This is a genomic window from Cupriavidus sp. HY129, assembly GCF_059492215.1.
In genome coordinates this window covers 2,237,365-2,253,037 of the sequence record NZ_CP083255.1, presented here as the reverse complement: position 1 = coordinate 2,253,037, position 15,673 = coordinate 2,237,365, and the positions used below count along the sequence as shown (strand labels likewise).

14 protein-coding genes are annotated in these 15,673 nt (G+C 65.0%); 7 read left to right on the top strand and 7 right to left on the bottom strand.

Annotation, left to right across the window (positions count from 1 at the left end; all coding sequences use genetic code 11):
• Positions 1–397: 397 nt before the first annotated feature.
• Both K6G35_RS26395 and K6G35_RS26390 read left to right on the top strand, forming a co-directional pair.
• Complete coding sequence (locus K6G35_RS26395) at positions 398–1,222, top strand: universal stress protein (RefSeq protein WP_186426627.1); 825 nt, start codon at positions 398–400, stop codon at positions 1,220–1,222.
• Between the two features lie 104 nt (positions 1,223–1,326).
• Positions 1,327–2,685 (top strand): MBL fold metallo-hydrolase RNA specificity domain-containing protein, encoded by a 1,359-nt coding sequence (locus K6G35_RS26390; RefSeq protein ID WP_286881420.1) that lies wholly within the window; start codon positions 1,327–1,329, stop codon positions 2,683–2,685.
• Between the two features lie 51 nt (positions 2,686–2,736).
• Here K6G35_RS26390 and K6G35_RS26385 read toward each other — a convergent pair whose 3' ends face one another.
• Positions 2,737–3,585 carry a universal stress protein gene (locus K6G35_RS26385; RefSeq protein ID WP_286881419.1) on the bottom strand — a complete coding sequence of 283 codons (849 nt, stop codon included), beginning with the start codon at positions 3,583–3,585 and terminating at the stop codon, positions 2,737–2,739.
• Between the two features lie 198 nt (positions 3,586–3,783).
• On the opposite strand from K6G35_RS26385, the gene K6G35_RS26380 reads away from it, so the two are divergent.
• Positions 3,784–4,236 carry a universal stress protein gene (locus K6G35_RS26380; protein ID WP_008645921.1) on the top strand — a complete coding sequence of 151 codons (453 nt, stop codon included), beginning with the start codon at positions 3,784–3,786 and terminating at the stop codon, positions 4,234–4,236.
• A gap of 30 nt (positions 4,237–4,266) precedes the next feature.
• Here the strand turns inward: K6G35_RS26380 and K6G35_RS26375 are convergent, their stop codons facing one another.
• Entirely contained in the window at positions 4,267–4,911 is a 645-nt protein-coding gene (locus tag K6G35_RS26375; protein WP_008645920.1) for a response regulator, read from the bottom strand.
• Positions 4,908–6,059 (bottom strand): sensor histidine kinase, encoded by a 1,152-nt coding sequence (locus tag K6G35_RS26370; RefSeq protein WP_495676598.1) that lies wholly within the window; start codon positions 6,057–6,059, stop codon positions 4,908–4,910. Before K6G35_RS26370 ends, K6G35_RS26375 begins: the two co-directional genes overlap by 4 nt.
• A gap of 463 nt (positions 6,060–6,522) precedes the next feature.
• Between K6G35_RS26370 and K6G35_RS26365 the strand changes: the two genes are divergently transcribed.
• From K6G35_RS26365 to K6G35_RS26355, 3 genes are all read left to right on the top strand, one after another.
• A complete protein-coding gene (locus tag K6G35_RS26365; RefSeq protein ID WP_495676597.1) occupies positions 6,523–6,711 on the top strand; it encodes a hypothetical protein in 189 nt (62 codons plus the stop codon).
• Positions 6,712–6,897: 186 nt separating this feature from the next.
• Positions 6,898–8,577, top strand: coding sequence for a site-specific integrase (locus tag K6G35_RS26360; protein WP_495676596.1), 1,680 nt, complete (start codon positions 6,898–6,900; stop codon positions 8,575–8,577).
• Between the two features lie 175 nt (positions 8,578–8,752).
• Complete coding sequence (locus tag K6G35_RS26355) at positions 8,753–9,604, top strand: 3-hydroxyacyl-ACP dehydratase FabZ family protein (protein ID WP_495676595.1); 852 nt, start codon at positions 8,753–8,755, stop codon at positions 9,602–9,604.
• Between the two features lie 7 nt (positions 9,605–9,611).
• Here K6G35_RS26355 and K6G35_RS26350 read toward each other — a convergent pair whose 3' ends face one another.
• Genes K6G35_RS26350 through K6G35_RS26335 form a run of 4 tightly spaced genes read right to left on the bottom strand, consistent with a single transcriptional unit; the run spans position 9,612 to position 14,439 of the window.
• Entirely contained in the window at positions 9,612–11,174 is a 1,563-nt protein-coding gene (locus tag K6G35_RS26350) for a TolC family protein (RefSeq protein ID WP_495676594.1), read from the bottom strand.
• Positions 11,167–13,158: an FUSC family protein gene (locus K6G35_RS26345; RefSeq protein WP_495676593.1), complete on the bottom strand. Its 1,992-nt coding sequence runs from the start codon at positions 13,156–13,158 to the stop codon at positions 11,167–11,169. The genes K6G35_RS26350 and K6G35_RS26345 overlap by 8 nt, the downstream gene beginning before the upstream one ends.
• A complete protein-coding gene (gene mdtN, locus K6G35_RS26340; protein ID WP_495676592.1) occupies positions 13,139–14,188 on the bottom strand; it encodes a multidrug transporter subunit MdtN in 1,050 nt (349 codons plus the stop codon). The genes K6G35_RS26345 and mdtN overlap by 20 nt, the downstream gene beginning before the upstream one ends.
• Entirely contained in the window at positions 14,185–14,439 is a 255-nt protein-coding gene (locus tag K6G35_RS26335) for a YtcA family lipoprotein (RefSeq protein WP_008643890.1), read from the bottom strand. The genes mdtN and K6G35_RS26335 overlap by 4 nt, the downstream gene beginning before the upstream one ends.
• Positions 14,440–14,784: 345 nt before the next feature.
• On the opposite strand from K6G35_RS26335, the gene K6G35_RS26330 reads away from it, so the two are divergent.
• Complete coding sequence (locus K6G35_RS26330) at positions 14,785–15,657, top strand: flagellar brake domain-containing protein (RefSeq protein WP_008643888.1); 873 nt, start codon at positions 14,785–14,787, stop codon at positions 15,655–15,657.
• The last annotated feature ends 16 nt before the right edge of the window (positions 15,658–15,673 follow it).

Below are 15,673 nucleotides of genomic sequence, written 5' to 3'. Positions count from 1 at the left end.
GCTCTCCCCTGGGGTCGTCAGGCGTTCACCGCCAAATCAAGGTTCTTTGATCTGAATAACTCCCCATCTGCGCGGAAGTATGCCTTGTGATCGGAAAGGCTGAAATCAGCGTCGGCTGATACCTGTGTCAGGGTCTGGAGTGCACTTGTCAGGTTAACCTGACAGGCCAGACATTACCTACGTGCGGCACAGGTGCTCCCGATAGTCGAGGCAAGGTAGATCGCCTTCGACTGAGTCCTCCTTCAGGAGGTTGATTGCCGCGGCTTCTACCGACAATGTTTGGTTTCCCGGCTGTCATGTATTTGACTTGAGGCAAGCGCGGAGCATCTTTGACGATTAAAGTGCACAAGACGGTATCCATTCTTGCCGCCCGATCGCCCCCTTGCCTGGAGCCCCCATGGATTTCAAGACCATTCTCGTCGATCTTGCCGCTGATCCGGCGCGCGATGCGCGTCTGGATGCCGCGCTGACGTTGGCGTCGCTATTCACCGCCCGCGTCATCGGACTGACCGCTACTGGCACCTTGCTGGATCCATTCCGGAGCGCCGGTGAGGAGACCGCGCGTTATCAGCAGATGCGCGCCGACATGCTGCGCAACCTGAAACAGGCCGATGCCGCCGCGCTCGATGCGGCAGTGGCGCGACGTGGGCGGGGCATCGAGATTTCACACGTGGTGGTCGAGCAGGAGGCGGGCTGGGCGTTGACCTCGCGCGGTGTCAGCAGCGATCTGATTTTGCCGGCGCCACCGTCGCTGGCGCACGATACGCCGGCGCTGATGGCCACTTCCGCCGAGTATGTGCTGTTGAACTCTGGCCGCCCGATTCTGGTAATACCCCCCGACGTCAGCCTGGTGCCGGGCGGCACCGTCGTGGTGGCCTGGGACGGCCGGCGCGAAGCTGCGCGCGCCATGAGGGATGCGTTGCCGCTACTGGCTTTGGCATCGCGTGTGATCCTGCAGGTGGTGCTCAGCGGCGCGGGGCCGAACGAGCATGGCGCGGCCGAGGCCGTGCGCTGGCTGGCCGATCACGGCGTCAGCGCTTCGCTGCGTATCGACGAGGGCGCATCGCCAGCCGACAGCCTGATGCGCGTGACGCGCAACGAGGCAGCCGATCTGCTGGTGAGCGGCGGCTACGGCCACTCACGGCTCGGCGAACTCGTCATGGGCGGAACCACGCGCACGCTGCTGCGCAACGCACCGGTGCCACTGCTGATGTCGCATTGAAGCGCGTGACACGTACTGTTCTGCCATCGCTCCAAAGCCAGTGACAGGATCTGGCGATATTGACAACACCGCTACTGACGACGCCAACACCAACATCACAGACCATGCACATCCAGTTCCTTGGGGCTACGGACACCGTGACCGGTTCGCGCTTTCTGCTAGACACCGGAGAAGCGCGGGTTCTGATCGACTGCGGACTGTTTCAGGGCTACAAGGCCCTGCGGCTGCGTAACTGGGATCGCTTTCCGATCAGCCCGGGCAGTCTCGATGCCGTGGTGCTGACACACGCGCATATCGACCACAGCGGCTATCTGCCCTTGTTGGTGAAGCGCGGTTACAAGGGGCGCGTGCACTGCACGACGGGAACCGCGGAGCTTTGCGGCCTGCTGCTGCCGGACAGCGCCCATCTGGCGGAAGAAGACGCCAACTATGCCAATCGCAAGGGGTATTCGCGTCATCAACCGGCGCTGCCGCTCTATACCGTGGCGGATGCCATGCATGCGCTGGAGCATCTGAAGCCCGCGCCTTATAGCAAGCGGGTGACAATCGCACGCGGTGTGGAAGCGGAGTTTCATCGCGCGGGCCATATTCTTGGCTCGTCCAGCGTGACGATCCATGCCAAGGGCCGGCGCATCCTGTTCTCCGGCGACCTCGGCCCGCAAGATGACATGCTGATGCGGCCGCCGGAGCCACCCACCGCGGCGGATTACCTTATAGTGGAATCGACTTACGGTGACCGCCTGCATCCGGAAGGCGATCCCATCGAGCTGCTGGCCGATATCATTCGCAAGACCGTTGCCCGGGGCGGCAGCGTGATCATTCCCGTCTTTGCGGTTGGGCGTGCCCAGTTGCTGCTGTATTGCCTCTACCGGCTGCGCCAGCGACGGCGCTTTCCCGATGTGCCCATCTACCTGAACAGCCCGATGGCCATCGAAGCCACGCGGATTCTCTCCGAGCACTCGGACGAACTGCGCATCGACCCCGAAACGTGCGCGGCTGCCTGTTCGGTGGCGATTCCAACCCGAAGCATGGAGGAGTCGATCCGCATCAACCGGGTGGATCAGCCGAAGATCATCCTGGCTGGTAGCGGAATGCTGACGGGCGGGCGCGTGGTGCATCACCTCGAATCGTTCGGGCAGGACCCACGCAGCACTTTCCTGCTGGTGGGGTTCCAGGCGGCCGGAACGCGGGGTGCGACGCTGGCGTCCGGCCAGCGCACGTTGCGGATGCACGGGCGCGAAGTCGAACTGCGTGCTTCAGTCGAACAGATTCGCCATTTCTCGGCACATGCCGATGCGGATGGGCTGATGGACTGGATGAGTGCCATCGGGACGCCGCCACGGCAGACGTTCATCGTGCACGGCGAGCCCAGTGCCGCCGATGCGCTGCGCCAGCGCATCGAGCATTCGCTGCATTGGGATGTCACGATGCCCGAGTACCGGGGTATCTATACGCTCGACTAAGCGTTCGACTAAGCGTTCGACCGGGCGACCGAGCAAGGCGTGCCGGCGCGGCTAGTAGGAAAAGAGGGTGGGAATCGTGGCGTGACGAAGCACGGTGTCCGTCACGCCACCCAGCAATTCCTCGCGCAGCAGCCCCCGGCCATACGCGCCACAAACCAGCAGGTCGGCGCGGCGCTGGCCGGCGATGGCAAGCAGTGACTCGCCGATATCGGCCGATCGTTCCAGCACCATCTCGACCATGCTCGCGTGCACGCCATGCCGAGCCAGCCAGTTTGCCGCGTAGGCGGGCGGGGAGAGTTCGGCCTTGCGGCGCGCGTACGGAGGAATGCAGGACACCACGTCGACCTGGGTGGCGCGCTTGAGCAACGGCAGCGCGTCATGCAGCGCGCGCGCGGATTCGCGGGTGCCGTTCCAGGCCACCACGATCGAGCCATAGGGGAAGGTGGAAGCGTCCGGCAGCGGCCCTTGAGGAATGACCAGCACCGGGCGGCCACTCGAAAGAATGGCCGTCTCGACGAAGTGCCGGGCTACGTCGCTGTCGGCGTTCAGTCGGTCGGGCTGGCCGACGATCAGCAGGTCGGCCAGCCGGCCTTCGCACTGGATGGCGTCGGTGGGCGCGCCCTCGCCGACGCGCCAGTCGACGGCAAACGTCGCGGCTTCGGTGGCGATGTCGAAGGCTTCCCGGGCGGCTTCACATGCGGCGCCAAGATCCGGCGCGTATGCCTGGCGCTCGCGGCGGCCGTCCGCGGTGCGATAGACCCACGCTGGCTCGTCCGCGCTCAGCGAAAGCAGGCCGATCAGCGTGGCGTTGAACGATCCGGCCAGCGCCACGGCATGACAGAGCCGGGCCTCCACTGATTGCGAGGCATCGACGTGGACCATGATCGCCGAGATGTCCATATGGTCTCCTGAAAAAGCAAGGCGCTTCGGCGCCATTTGGGTCTCAAATGTATGCGTGATGTGCCGCGTATGGTTGCGACAGATCAAGAGCGCCTGATTCGGTGGACTCGGGTCATCTTGCGATACATCAACCATGGAGCCTTGGCACGTCCTATGCTGGGTCAGTGAGGGCACGTGGCCCGGACTGAGGAGACCGATATGTATGAACGCATCCTGGTTGCCGTGGATGGCAGCCCGTCTTCCGACCTGGCCATTGCGCAGGCAGCCGGGCTGGCCAAGGGCCTGGGCGCGGAGGTGAAGGTCCTGTTCGTGGTGGACGAGGGCGAAGTGTTCCTTGAGGCAGGTTTCGTCAATCCGCAGGACATCCTGAATGGACTGACGGACTTTGGCAGGAAGGCCCTTGCAGCCGCCGCTCACCGTCTCCAGGACGCTGGCGTGCGGTTTCAGACCGAACTGGCAGAGAAGTCAGCGGTGCCGGGTGACATCGCTGGCGCGATCGTCGGCTATGCCGACCGCTGGCCAGCCGATGTGATCGTGATGGGTACACGCGGCCGACGCGGTGTGCGCCGCATGATCATGGGTAGCGTCTCTGAAGGTGTGGTGGCCAAGACCAGCAAGCCGGTGCTGCTGATTCGCGGCGAGTCGGCCTGAACGACGGGGCTGTGGCCGGGGGCCACGACGTTATAGCTTGTCTTCGTCGCCGAACAGCCTCGCCTCGATCGCATAGCGGACCAGTGCGGCGTCGCTGCGAAGCTGGAGCTTTTCCATCAGGCGCATCTTGTAGGTGCTGACCGTCTTGGCGCTGACGCACAGCGCGGCGGCGATCTGCGTCAGCGACTCGCCATCGACGATGCGCCGGAATACCTCGAGTTCACGATCCGACAGGCCTTCGTGCGGCGCATCGGGCTTTTCCTGCAGGCCCAGCGCCAGCTTTTCGGCCATGGCGGGGCTGACGTAGGTGCCGCCCGCGGCCACCTTCCTGAGCGCCTCGACCAGTTCCGTCGCCGCGCTTTCCTTGGTCAGGTAGCCGGCCGCGCCCGCACGGAAGGCGCGGACCACATACTGTTCCTCGGCGTGCATCGTCAGTACGAGGATCCGTAGTGCCGGATGATCGGCCCGCAGTTGCCGGATCAGTTCCAGCCCGTTCCGGCCGGGCATCGACAGGTCCAGCAGGATGACATGCGGGGACAGCTCGCGCACGAGCTGTGGCACCTCGGTACCGCGGGCTGCTTCGCCAACCACCTCGAAGTCGCTGGTGCGTTCGAGGATATGGCGCAATCCGTTGCGCACCACAGTGTGATCGTCTGCAATGATCACGCGAATCATGCCTGGGTCTCCTTGCAATCCGGATGACCCGGAAAAGTGACGACGAGTTCGAAGCCGTCGCCGGGCGAATGTTCGATGGACACCGTGCCACCCAGCAGGCGTGCCCGTTCCCGGATGCCAAGCAGGCCGAACGAGCGGCGCGCGCCATCCTTCGGCTGGCCGTTCCAGCCGCGCCCGTCGTCGTGCACGCGCAGCACGAACTGGCCGTGATCGTGATCCTCGTCCTGGTTCTGGTGGGTCAGCGTCACCCAGGCCTCGCTGGCGTCCGCATGATGCACGACGTTGTTGAGCGCCTCCTGGACGATCCGGAATACAGCGGTGGCGGCTTGCTCGGTGACGTCGATTTCCTCCGGCGTCCGCGTGCTCACCGAGATCGCGTAGCGCCGGCTGAAATCCTTGGCTAGCCAGTCCAGCGCGGCGGCGAGGCCCAGTTCATCGAGCAACGCCGGGCGCAGATCGGACGAAATCCTGCGCACGGCGGCGATGGTTTCGTCGATGACGGTGTGCATGGCGCTGACCTGTTCGAGCGCGCGCACGGCGCCGCAGTCCGCACGCAAGTCGGTCTCCAGCATCACCAGATCCATTTTCAGCGCGCTCAGACGCTGGCCCAGATCGTCGTGAAGCTCGCGCGCGACGCGCCGGCTTTCGTCCTCGCGCGCAGCCAGGATGCTGTCCGACAGCGCCTGGAGTTCCTCGCGGGACCGCTGCAGCGCTGCCTCGGCACGCACGCGAGCGGTGACGTCGCGCAGCATGACCGTGAAAAGCTTGTGTCCGGCACCATCGGAGGTCTGCGAGATCGACGCTTCGATCGGGAATTCGGTTCCGTCCTGACGCAGGGCGTATAGCGTGAGCTGGCGCCCCATCTGCCGGTCGGAAACACCGGTCACGCCAAAACGCGTGACGTGCGCGGCATGGGCAGTGCGGAAACGGGCAGGGATGAAATCGCCAAGGGGGCGGCCCATGGCCTGTTCCGCCGGCAAGCCGAACAGCGTTTCCGCCATCGGGTTGAACAGCACCACGCGCTGTTCTTCGTCCACCGAGATGATGGCTTCCATCGACGAGCGGATGATTCCCGCCAGCCGGGCTTCGTTTTCGGCGATTCGCCGGTCGCCATTGTCGTCGGTGCCCGTCAAGGCTTCCGGCCCCATTCCCAACTCCTGTCCTGGATTCGTGGTCGGTAGCGGGCGATTTGCTGCTCCAGCCAGAATCTGTATTCGTAATTATGCGATGAAACATGGGAGTGGCGCCACGCATGTGCCCAATATCCATCGAGGCAACGCAAAGCCGGTTTCGTGTCCGGCGTACGCGGAATCCGGGCTCAGGCAGTGTCAAGCGTACGCCATGGGTGAATCAAGAATATGCGAATGCAGCAGGAATGCAGTTTCAGACTAAGTAGAGGCCGTTGTCGCCAAATCGGTAGGGCGATTGATTATTGGCGCCTTTGGTGTTTCATTTTTCGTATTTCGGTCTATTAATACGATATCGGATGGTTCTTATCGCAGGAGATTTTGTCGCCTATAACCATTCGTGGTGATCACGCAATACCGCAGGGCCCACATTCACCACTTGGTGCAGTCGCAAGGCTGGACAGTGGAAGGCGATAGCGTTGCATTGTCCAAGACCGATGCCGATGGCGAGCTTGATCCGGCCATCGGCTTGCAGCCGATGATTGCATTCGTGCCAACCAATTCGGGCTTGTTAGCGAAAGTCTCGTTGAACGGCGCCATGATCAACAAGCGGGATGGGGGCGCCGTTGCCGCTGCGCCGTCGGCTGACGGCGTTCTACGCCTCGTTTGTTGAAGGGACGAGGCGTATTTGCTGAATACTCCCGTCTCCCCAGGTTTTCGACGGTTCCCTGTGCCAGGGTGGCCGTCTCTACGCGGTGCCTCGGACGCAGATCACCAGCCATAGGTTTGCTTCCATGATCGATCTATTGCGATAAGAAAAGTTATCGCAATGACATGGGCAAATGTTAAGATTGCGCCCATGACGAATCGCCCGACCGCCACGCCCACGGACTTTCCCGACGCCGCTGCCCTGGCCGCCCTGCGAGCCTGGCATGCGGGACTTTCCACGCGTGACGCGGTCTCTCGGTATCTGGACGACGCGCGGGCCACCGGCCAGTCCTCGCGCGGGATGGTGAGCAGGATTCGCCGGCAGCTTGCCGCCTATGCGCGCTACCGGCTGCGTGAAGATCTTGCGCAGTTGTTCGAATTCCCGGCTGCGGAACGGGCGGCGAAGGGTAGGGAAGCAGACCACGCAATCGAAACACTCCGTGCCTTGCCGCCCCCAGCACCAGCGATTGCCGACGATATCGGCCTGTGGCTGGCACCGGCTGCCGTGGAGGCCCTGCGCGCTTGCGACATCCACACGCTGGCCGACCTCACCGTGCGAATCCCGCGCCGGCGCCAGTGGTGGCGCGGCGTCTCCGGGCTGGGAGTGGCTGGCGCCAGGCGCATCGAGGCGTTCTTCGCCGAACATCCACAACTGACGGCGCGCGCGCGGGCGCTGATCGAAGCCGAGCCGCGCGGCGTGATCGTGCCCTGGGAGCAGATGGGGCGATTGCCGCATGAGGTGGACGGCTCGCTTGGCCAGTTCCGCGCGCCGCGCGGGACCTCCACGCTGAACGCGGACAACGACTACGCGGCCGTGCAAGCGTGGCTGGGGTTGCACGAATCGCCGTCCACGCTGCGTGCCTATCGCAAGGAAGCCGAGAGACTGATCCTCTGGGCGATCATCGAGCGCGGGCGGCCGCTGTCGTCGCTGACCACCGAGGACGCCACGGCCTACCGGAACTTCCTGCGCCAACCCACGCCGCGCGAACGCTGGGTAGGTCCGGCCCGGCCGCGTGGTGCCACGGATTGGAAGCCGTTTGCCGACGGGCTGTCGCCACGATCGGCAGCCTACAGCCTGCAAGTGCTTGGGGCGCTGTTTCGCTGGCTGGTGCAGCAACGCTACGTGCTGGCCAACCCGTTCGCCGGCATCAAGGTGCGGGGCGGCGCCAAGACAGCGGCGCTCGATGTATCGCACGCGTTCTCCGAAGGGGAATGGCTGCTGACGCGCAGCATCGCGGATGGCCTGGAGTGGTCATACGGCTGGGAAGCCTCCGCCGCGCAACGGCTGCGCTTTATCCTCGATTTCACATACGCGACCGGACTGCGGGCGAGCGAACTGGTCGGCGCCACGCTGCGCAATGCCGAAACCGACGTGCACGGCGATCACTGGTTGCGGCTGGTGGGCAAGGGCGCGAAGGCGGGCAGGGTGGCGCTGCCGACCATGGCCCGCAACGCGCTTGACCGCTATCTGGTCGAGCGGGGCTTGCCGGTGACACGCGCCCTCTGGGACCCGACGACGCCGATCGTCGGCAATCTAGGTTCCGACGAAGCCGACGGCATCACCGGAGCGCGATTGTGGATGGTGATCAAGCGATTCTTCGGCACCGCCGCCGACCAGCTCGAAGCCGAGCGCCCGGCCACCGCCGAAAAGCTGCGCCGCGCCAGCCCACACTGGCTGCGCCATACGCACGCCACCCATGCGCTGGCGCGCGGCGCGGAACTGACCACGGTGCGGGACAACCTGCGCCATGCGTCGGTTTCGACCACGTCACTGTATCTGCATGGCGACGACGTCAAGCGTGCCAGGCAGATGGACGACGCATTCCAGTGACGGATGACAGACACGTGCCCGCCGCGTGACGGATGGCGCGAATGCGGACAGGGGTATTCCCAAGCCTGGCCCCCCGGGCATCGCCCAGATTGCATCAGATTGCGTCAACGCAAACGGCGGGCTGCTTCGGTGCTCTAGCCTGACGGATCATTCCGCCTGCTCATCGAGCCTCCTCATGTCGCATTCCGAGATTCCCTGCGCGGCCACTGCGCTGCGCGACCGGCTGTTTGTCAGCGGTACCGATCTGTTCGCGCTGGGCCACTACCCTGGCAATCCTGTCTATCCCGGCGCGTTGATGCTCGATCGCATGTTGATCATGGCTGCGGCGCTGGCCGGTCAGGCGTTCGGTCAGGAGGCGTGGGCGCGGCGCGTGAAGCGGGTTCAGTACCTCGGCGTGGTCGTGCCCGGAGATGTCGTCGAACTTGATGTGTCGATCGTCGAGCGCGAAGGCGATCAGATTACGTGTCTTGCCGTGGCGCACGTTCACGGCAATGCGCGCGTCCAGGCCACGATCGTGTGCGTGCCGGACGCGGAGCCGGTTTCGGCACCGCTCGAATGTGACGTGGCCAGCGAGGCACCGGCGTTGACGCATCCCGACATCGCCCGCCTGTTGCCGCATCGCTACCCATTCCTGCTGCTGGACACGGTCCGCAGCTTCACCCCGCGTGAGCACATCCTGGCCACGAAGGTCATCAATCGTGAATCCCCGATTCTGGGGGCGCACCCGCCCGCCGCATATCCGGCCTCACTGGCGATCGAGTCGTTCGGGCAGGCCGGCGTCACGTTGTTCTGCCTGAGCCAGGACAACGCTTCGCCGGCGCAGGTGCTGGTCGGACTGATGCGCGACGTTACCGTGCATCGGACCATTCCCTACGACACGGTACTGACGCTGGATGTCCGCATCGAACGCCTGCGGTCCAATGCCGTGGTCTTTGGTGGTGATATCCGGATCGGCGAGGAGTCCGTCATCCACGTGGGCAGTCTCGTGGTCATGGTCGGGCCGGAGCAGCCCTCGGCAGGCGCATAGCCAGCACTCAGCGCGGTGCCCAGCCGCCCGGCTCTGGTGTCGCGCCGACCGCTCCCGTGGCCAGGGCCAGCGCGGCAGCCGCCGATAGCGCGCCACTGTACGCGTCGGCCGATGCATTCCGCGCCAGCAGTAACTGGTTCTGGGCCAGATTGGCATCCGTGACCGTGCCGACTCCCTTGCGGTAAGCCGCGAATGCGGCGTCGTACGTGATCTGGGCGGCGTCGGCCAGGGCCTTGGCGGCTTCGTATGCCGCAAGGCTGGTTTCGAGCGCGCTCTGACTGACCACGACCTGTCGCACCGATTCTTCCTTGGCCCGCGTGAGTTTGGTCGACGCGCTGTCGGCGTCGTTGCGCGCCTGCGTCAGCACCGCCGACCGCAGCCCGCCGTCGTAGATCGGCACGGTAATGCCGAGGAACACGCTGGCGCCATAGCGGTAGCCATTCAGGTTCACGGTCGGTGCCTGCTGGGCCACCGAGGGAATTGCGGTGATCGAAGACCCACCCGAGGCATACGACGTGAACGCCGACATGAACACCTTGGGCAGGAATTCGGCTTCGGCCGCCTTGACCTTGGCCTGGCTGGCCCGCTCGATTGCGTAGGCGCCCAGCACGTCGGGTCGCCGCGCGATGGCTGATTCCACGATCTGCTCGACGGAGCTATGCAGGGCCGGCGACAACGGACGGACTGGCATCTCGGCGATACTCGGCTTCGACAATGGCGAGATGCCGATCGCGGTGACCAGCGCCAGGTAGGCATCGGTCTCCGCGCCCCGCGCCTGCACCATCGCCAGGTTGGTCTGCGCGCGATTCTGTGTGGCCTGGGCCACTTCCACAACGGTACCGATACCGCGCTGAAAGCGGGACTTGGCGGCTGCCAGCACGGCATCCGCGTTTTCCATGGCCTGCTGCACGGTGCCCGCGCGGGTGCGCGCTGCCTGATAGCGATAGAACGCCACGCTGACGTCGTGGATGATGCGCTGGTGGGCGGCCGTGAACGCAATGTTTGCCGCGAGCGAAGTCTGTTCGGCGGCTTCGACAATGCCCGCGCGCTCGCCGAAATCGAACAGCAGCCATTGCAGCGACAGCACGCCCACGCCGCCGTGGCCCGACGAATTCGTGCCGACTGATCCGAGCGCGCCCGATACCGAACCGTGCCCGTTCTGGTAGCCGCCCAGCGCAGAAGCGGAGATCTGCGGCAGATAGCTGCTTTTCGCGATCCCAGCAGCCAGCGCGGCATTGCGTGCATCGTTCCAGGCCACGCGCGTGATCGGATTCGCCGATTCGGCCATGTCGATCAGCTCGGGCAACGTGTAGGGATACGCCGGATCGAGTGCCGCTGGCGGTGTGATCGACGCCAGCGCCGAATTGGCTGGCAGCCGGTAGTCGGCCGGCTTGCTGGTGTTGGTCGTTGCGGAAGGCTTGCCCGGCACGAGTTCTCCGGATGCCGTGGTCGTTGGCTGCCACGGACGATCGGGCTGCTCCGGCGCAAGGTCGAGCGACGCCGTCGCGCAACCGGCAAGGCTGGCGCCGAGCAGCATCAGCGGGAAAATCGGTAATCCTGTTCTAGGCATGCAACGGTGATCCGGTGGCGGCGGCCGGCGGATCGTCCTGGCGCGGAGCGGCGAGATGCCGGTCAACCAGGGCGAGCAGCGCGTCGCGCGGGGAATGCTGCGGAGAAAGCGGGGCCGCGCTTGTTACTGGCGCGTGGCCATCCATGCGAACGGCCTGCAGGCGGCGATCGACCTCCGGATCGCCCGGAAACCGCTCCACCAGCAGAAAAAGCGGACCGGCTACGGCGTCCAGCGTTGCCAGATGGCGCTGGCGGGCCTCGATCCAGTCGGTGCCGGGGCCGACCAGTGCCGGCTCATATCTGGCCAGGATCAGGTCCTGCGTGATCGCGCCATGCAGCGCCAACGCGGCGGCGGCGTTTTGCCGCTGGGCTTCGCGCCGGGGCGTGGCAATTAGTTGCTGCCATTGCCGCACCATGTCATGGAGCGCGGCTTCGATCCGCCCTGAAATGCTGACCGGCCAGATGCGCGTGAAGACCAGGAATGTCACCAGATTGCCGATCACGATGCCGATGGTCCGGTCCCGCGCAATCGTCAGGTCGTAGCCGGGTCCGGCTCCCTGAATCACGCAGAGGTAGAACGCGAACGCGATCTGGAAGCCCGCATACGAGATACGGGGCGACCCCTGCGCGACCCAGGCGGCTACCCATGTGCCCGCGAAGACCAGCATCAGGAGCCCACCGACGGAGTCGATCGACGGTACGACATAGACCAGCGCGGCCGTGCCGATCAGCGCGCCGATCAGGCAGCCAGCCAGCCGCAGCGAGAGCTTTTCGACCGTTTCGGCCGCGGTCGACAGCGATACCAGATAGACCGTGATGAAGCAGGTATGGATGCCGGGCCAGTTCAGTTGCTGGTAGAGCACGTAGCAGAACATTGCCGCGCCGGTGGTCTTGAGCGCGTAGCGGATGTGCTCGGGATTCGTGAAGGCATCCGCGCTGAGGAATCCGCCTTTTTTCTCTTCCGTTGCGTTGGGGGCCTCGGCGAGGGCCGCGTCGGCCTGTGCGCTCGGCGCGTCCGCATCGGTGAAGCCGACGATAGCGTCACGCAGTTCCACGGCGATGGCCTGCTGCACTGGCGCGAGCGATTCGAGCGCGGGAAGCGCCAGCGTGATCTCCACCGGGTAGCCGCCCGCCTGGAGCATCGCCGCCATCTGATCGAGCGTGTCTGCGATCGGGGTGCGGAAGGCGGCCGGCAAGCGGGCGTTCGGCTGCCGGAGCGCCATGTCGGCGGCGATCAGAATGGCCGTGGTCGACGCGGCGGCCCGTTGCAGCGCCGCAAGGTCTTCGGCGCGGGACAGGCCCTCGATCTTCGCCAGCTTCAGCCACATGCCGACGGGTTGCGTGCCGTCGCGCAGCAGCGGGACGAGCATGGCTGGGGCGGCGTCCTCCTGTCGCAGGCTGGCAGCAGCCATGCGCAGGCAATGGGCGAGGCGGTCGCCCGCCAGCCGGCGTGGTGAAGGTCCCATCACCAGATTGACCGCCACATTGACGCCAATCGGGATCGCTACCATCAGCCACGCGTAGAGCAGGGCGCGCGTGGCGGCTTCTCCGCCCGGGACCAGTCCGAGTTCATCGAGCCCGAAGCCGATGATCATTGCCACGATGGCGCCAATCGGCCGAAGCTTGCTGGCCGACGTGAGAAACAGCAGCGCGGCCGACAGGACGGCCATGAAGGCCAGCCGCCGCAGCGAATCGTCGACACTGAAGTTGGCCAGCACGATCACCAGGCCAATGATCAGGCTGACCAGCACCAACGCTGCCACACTCATCACGATGCTGACGGTGCGATCTTCCCGGTTGATGAAGAAGATGACGTAGGCAGAGATAGCGGCTTCCGGCGTGCCGTAGATGGCGGTGACGAGCACCGTCAGCACGCTCGCCACGGTGATGCGAGTGGTGGCGGCCGCCCGGCCGGGCGTCGGCGCGAGCAGGGCGCCGATGTCGCCCAGGCCGAGGCGCAGCTTGTCAGCGGCAGGCTGCGCCATGCCGGATCTCGACGTTTGCGCTGGCGCCAGCGCGGGCCAACGTCTCGGGCGGGTCTTCGAGCCGGATGCGAACCGGGAAACGCTTGGCAACACGTACCCAGTTCACCGAGGCCTGCACGTAGGGCAGCGAGCGCGGCAGGTTGAGCCGTTCTGTATCGGTGATGCCCGCGCCGATGCCGGTCACGGTGCCGCGTATCGCCTTGCCCCGGTCGATCATCGAGTAGACCGTGGCGCAGTCGCCGATATGAATATCGGCCAGCGAGGTCTCCCGGAAATTCGCCACGGCAAACCATTCGCCGGTATGAACGAGCAGGAACAGCGACTGGTTTGGAATCACGACTTCACCGGCCAGCACGGAGAGCCCGGTGACGCGGCCTTCCTGCGGGGCATGGACCACGGTGTCCTGCAACGCGCGCTGGGCGATTGCGAGCGCGGCTTCCCGGGCGTGGACCGCGGCGATGGCGTCGTCGTCGTTGCCGATGGCTTGCGTGGATGCCGAGTGCTGGACGTTCGCCTGCTTGAGCGAGACCGCCGCGTCATGCTGCGCCACCTGGGCCTGGTCGAGCTGCTGCTTTGGCACGTAGCCATCGGCGGCTAGCGGGCGCAGGCGTTCCACCGTGCGTGCCGTCAAGGCGTAGTTTTGCGCCGCGCGCGTGGTCTGCTCGGAGGCGATCGACGCGGCCGCGCGTTCGCTGACGATCGTGCGCCGCCGCGTGCCGAGGCCCGCCTGCGCGAGTTCGAGATCTGCCCGCGCCTGGTCCACCGCCAGCTTGTAAGGCACAGGGTCGATTTCGAATAGCACGTCGCCCTTGGCGACGTGCTGGTTCTCGGTGACGGCGATGCGGGCGATGCGTCCGCCTACCGGCGAGGCCACATGAACGACATCGGCGTCGAGCGTGGCATCGTCCGACGACGGATGGTGCACGGTCCGCTCATAGGCATAGACGGAAAGCAGCACGGCCACCAGCACGATTGCCAGGGTAATGACCCGGCCGCGTAGCGGCCCCTTTTGAACGCCGGCCATTTTCATAGAAGATGCCCCGTACCGATCAGCCAGACGATCTCGGCGATGATCAGGCCAATTGCTGTATTGACAATTAATTGAGAGCGAACGGTTTCCGCCCAACCGGTTTTCACGAACACGCGGTAGGAAACCACGGCGCCGAAAATACCGATGACGGCGCTTAACAGCCACAATGGAAAATAAGCGCCAAACAGGCCGACCGAAGGCGCTCCGGCGCATCCTTCAAGTAGACAAGTCAACGTGCCGATAATGGCCATGCGAGCCCGAAGTCCAAGCCGGGCAACGGTTTTCGGGGAAAAGGCACCGGGCATCCGCATCACTCGGGAAGCCGATGGGCTGATGGATCAGCAAATTCAGGAAACTGGCGAGCGGAATACCGGGGACCGGTCGTAGACGTGGACAGTTCAGAGGTCATGGATAGCGTCGCTCACATGCATGAAACCGAGACAAAATCGGCTCAGGCAATATAACAGCGCACATTGACGCTTGTCCAAAGGTGATTGATTGGTAATTCGCACAAGGCACTCGAACGCTTGCAACAGATACGGCGGTAGAGTAAGGGCCAACAGGCACGACCAGGGAAGAATCAAGGGCAGACTGCAATGCGAAGGGAAATTCTGGCAAATGAGATCGAGCTGGGACAGCCACTGAAGTCGGCATTGGTCGATGAACTGGGCTTTCCCGTGGCGGATGAGGGAACCGTCTTCCAGACCGGGGACGAGGTTGCGCTCGTGCTGCAGGCGGGACGTTGTTTCTGGGCGGACGACATGGCGCCGCTCAGGCCGGACGAGCCATCGCCCCCATGGGCCGGCGGTTATGGGCTGCTGGTCGGCACGCTGCTGCACGTCAAGCGACCTGGCGATCTGGAACGCGCCTGGGTGAGCCGCTTGATCGGTTTCAACGATGACGCCGTGTTCGTGGCGTGGCCCGGCCTGGCCGGCACGTCTGCGGAGCCCTGCGACGGCGATCTGGTGCTGGTCCGTGGTTTCACGGGCACCAGCATCCACAGCTTTTCGGCACGTGTCCGGGCGACTTCGCGCACGCCGTTCCCTTATTGGATGCTGACGGACATCAGCCATGTCGATGCCCGTGAAATGCGTGGCAGCATCCGTGTGCCGGTCCGGCTGGTGGGACGAATGTCCCGGGTGGATGGTGCCGACGCCCCTCAGACCGTGCTGATCACGGACCTGAGTACCGGCGGCGTGTCGGTTTCCACGGCCAACGACGCGCTGACCGCGCCGGGCTTGCAGGTGCGGCTGGCGTTCACGCTGCGCACCGGCGGGATCAAGTCGGCCTTCTCATTGGAGGGCTGGACGCGGCAGGACCCGAATGCTGGCGCCGCGGCGCCGTACCACAGCGTCGGCGTGGCGTTTGACGGCTACGGCGAACGCGAGGCGCTGCTGCTGCGCTCCTTCGTCCACGAACAGTTGCTGGAAAGCGCGACCATGCGCCCGGCAAAGCTGGCGAAGGACTAGCCGCCGACGGGGCCGG

What these genes read in the sequence shown, in the direction of transcription:
- K6G35_RS26390 (WP_286881420.1), top strand. Translation starts at nt 1,327, where the DNA reads ATGCACATCCAGTTCCTTGGGGCTACGGACACCGTGACCGGTTCGCGC.
- mdtN (WP_495676592.1), bottom strand. Translation starts at nt 14,188, where the DNA reads ATGAAAATGGCCGGCGTTCAAAAGGGGCCGCTACGCGGCCGGGTCATT.
- K6G35_RS26350 (WP_495676594.1), bottom strand. Translation starts at nt 11,174, where the DNA reads ATGCCTAGAACAGGATTACCGATTTTCCCGCTGATGCTGCTCGGCGCC.
- K6G35_RS26370 (WP_495676598.1), bottom strand. Translation starts at nt 6,059, where the DNA reads ATGGGGCCGGAAGCCTTGACGGGCACCGACGACAATGGCGACCGGCGA.
- K6G35_RS26335 (WP_008643890.1), bottom strand. Translation starts at nt 14,439, where the DNA reads ATGGCCATTATCGGCACGTTGACTTGTCTACTTGAAGGATGCGCCGGA.
- K6G35_RS26385 (WP_286881419.1), bottom strand. Translation starts at nt 3,585, where the DNA reads ATGGACATCTCGGCGATCATGGTCCACGTCGATGCCTCGCAATCAGTG.
- K6G35_RS26360 (WP_495676596.1), top strand. Translation starts at nt 6,898, where the DNA reads ATGACGAATCGCCCGACCGCCACGCCCACGGACTTTCCCGACGCCGCT.
- K6G35_RS26355 (WP_495676595.1), top strand. Translation starts at nt 8,753, where the DNA reads ATGTCGCATTCCGAGATTCCCTGCGCGGCCACTGCGCTGCGCGACCGG.
- K6G35_RS26395 (WP_186426627.1), top strand. Translation starts at nt 398, where the DNA reads ATGGATTTCAAGACCATTCTCGTCGATCTTGCCGCTGATCCGGCGCGC.
- K6G35_RS26375 (WP_008645920.1), bottom strand. Translation starts at nt 4,911, where the DNA reads ATGATTCGCGTGATCATTGCAGACGATCACACTGTGGTGCGCAACGGA.
- K6G35_RS26345 (WP_495676593.1), bottom strand. Translation starts at nt 13,158, where the DNA reads ATGGCGCAGCCTGCCGCTGACAAGCTGCGCCTCGGCCTGGGCGACATC.
- K6G35_RS26330 (WP_008643888.1), top strand. Translation starts at nt 14,785, where the DNA reads ATGCGAAGGGAAATTCTGGCAAATGAGATCGAGCTGGGACAGCCACTG.
- K6G35_RS26380 (WP_008645921.1), top strand. Translation starts at nt 3,784, where the DNA reads ATGTATGAACGCATCCTGGTTGCCGTGGATGGCAGCCCGTCTTCCGAC.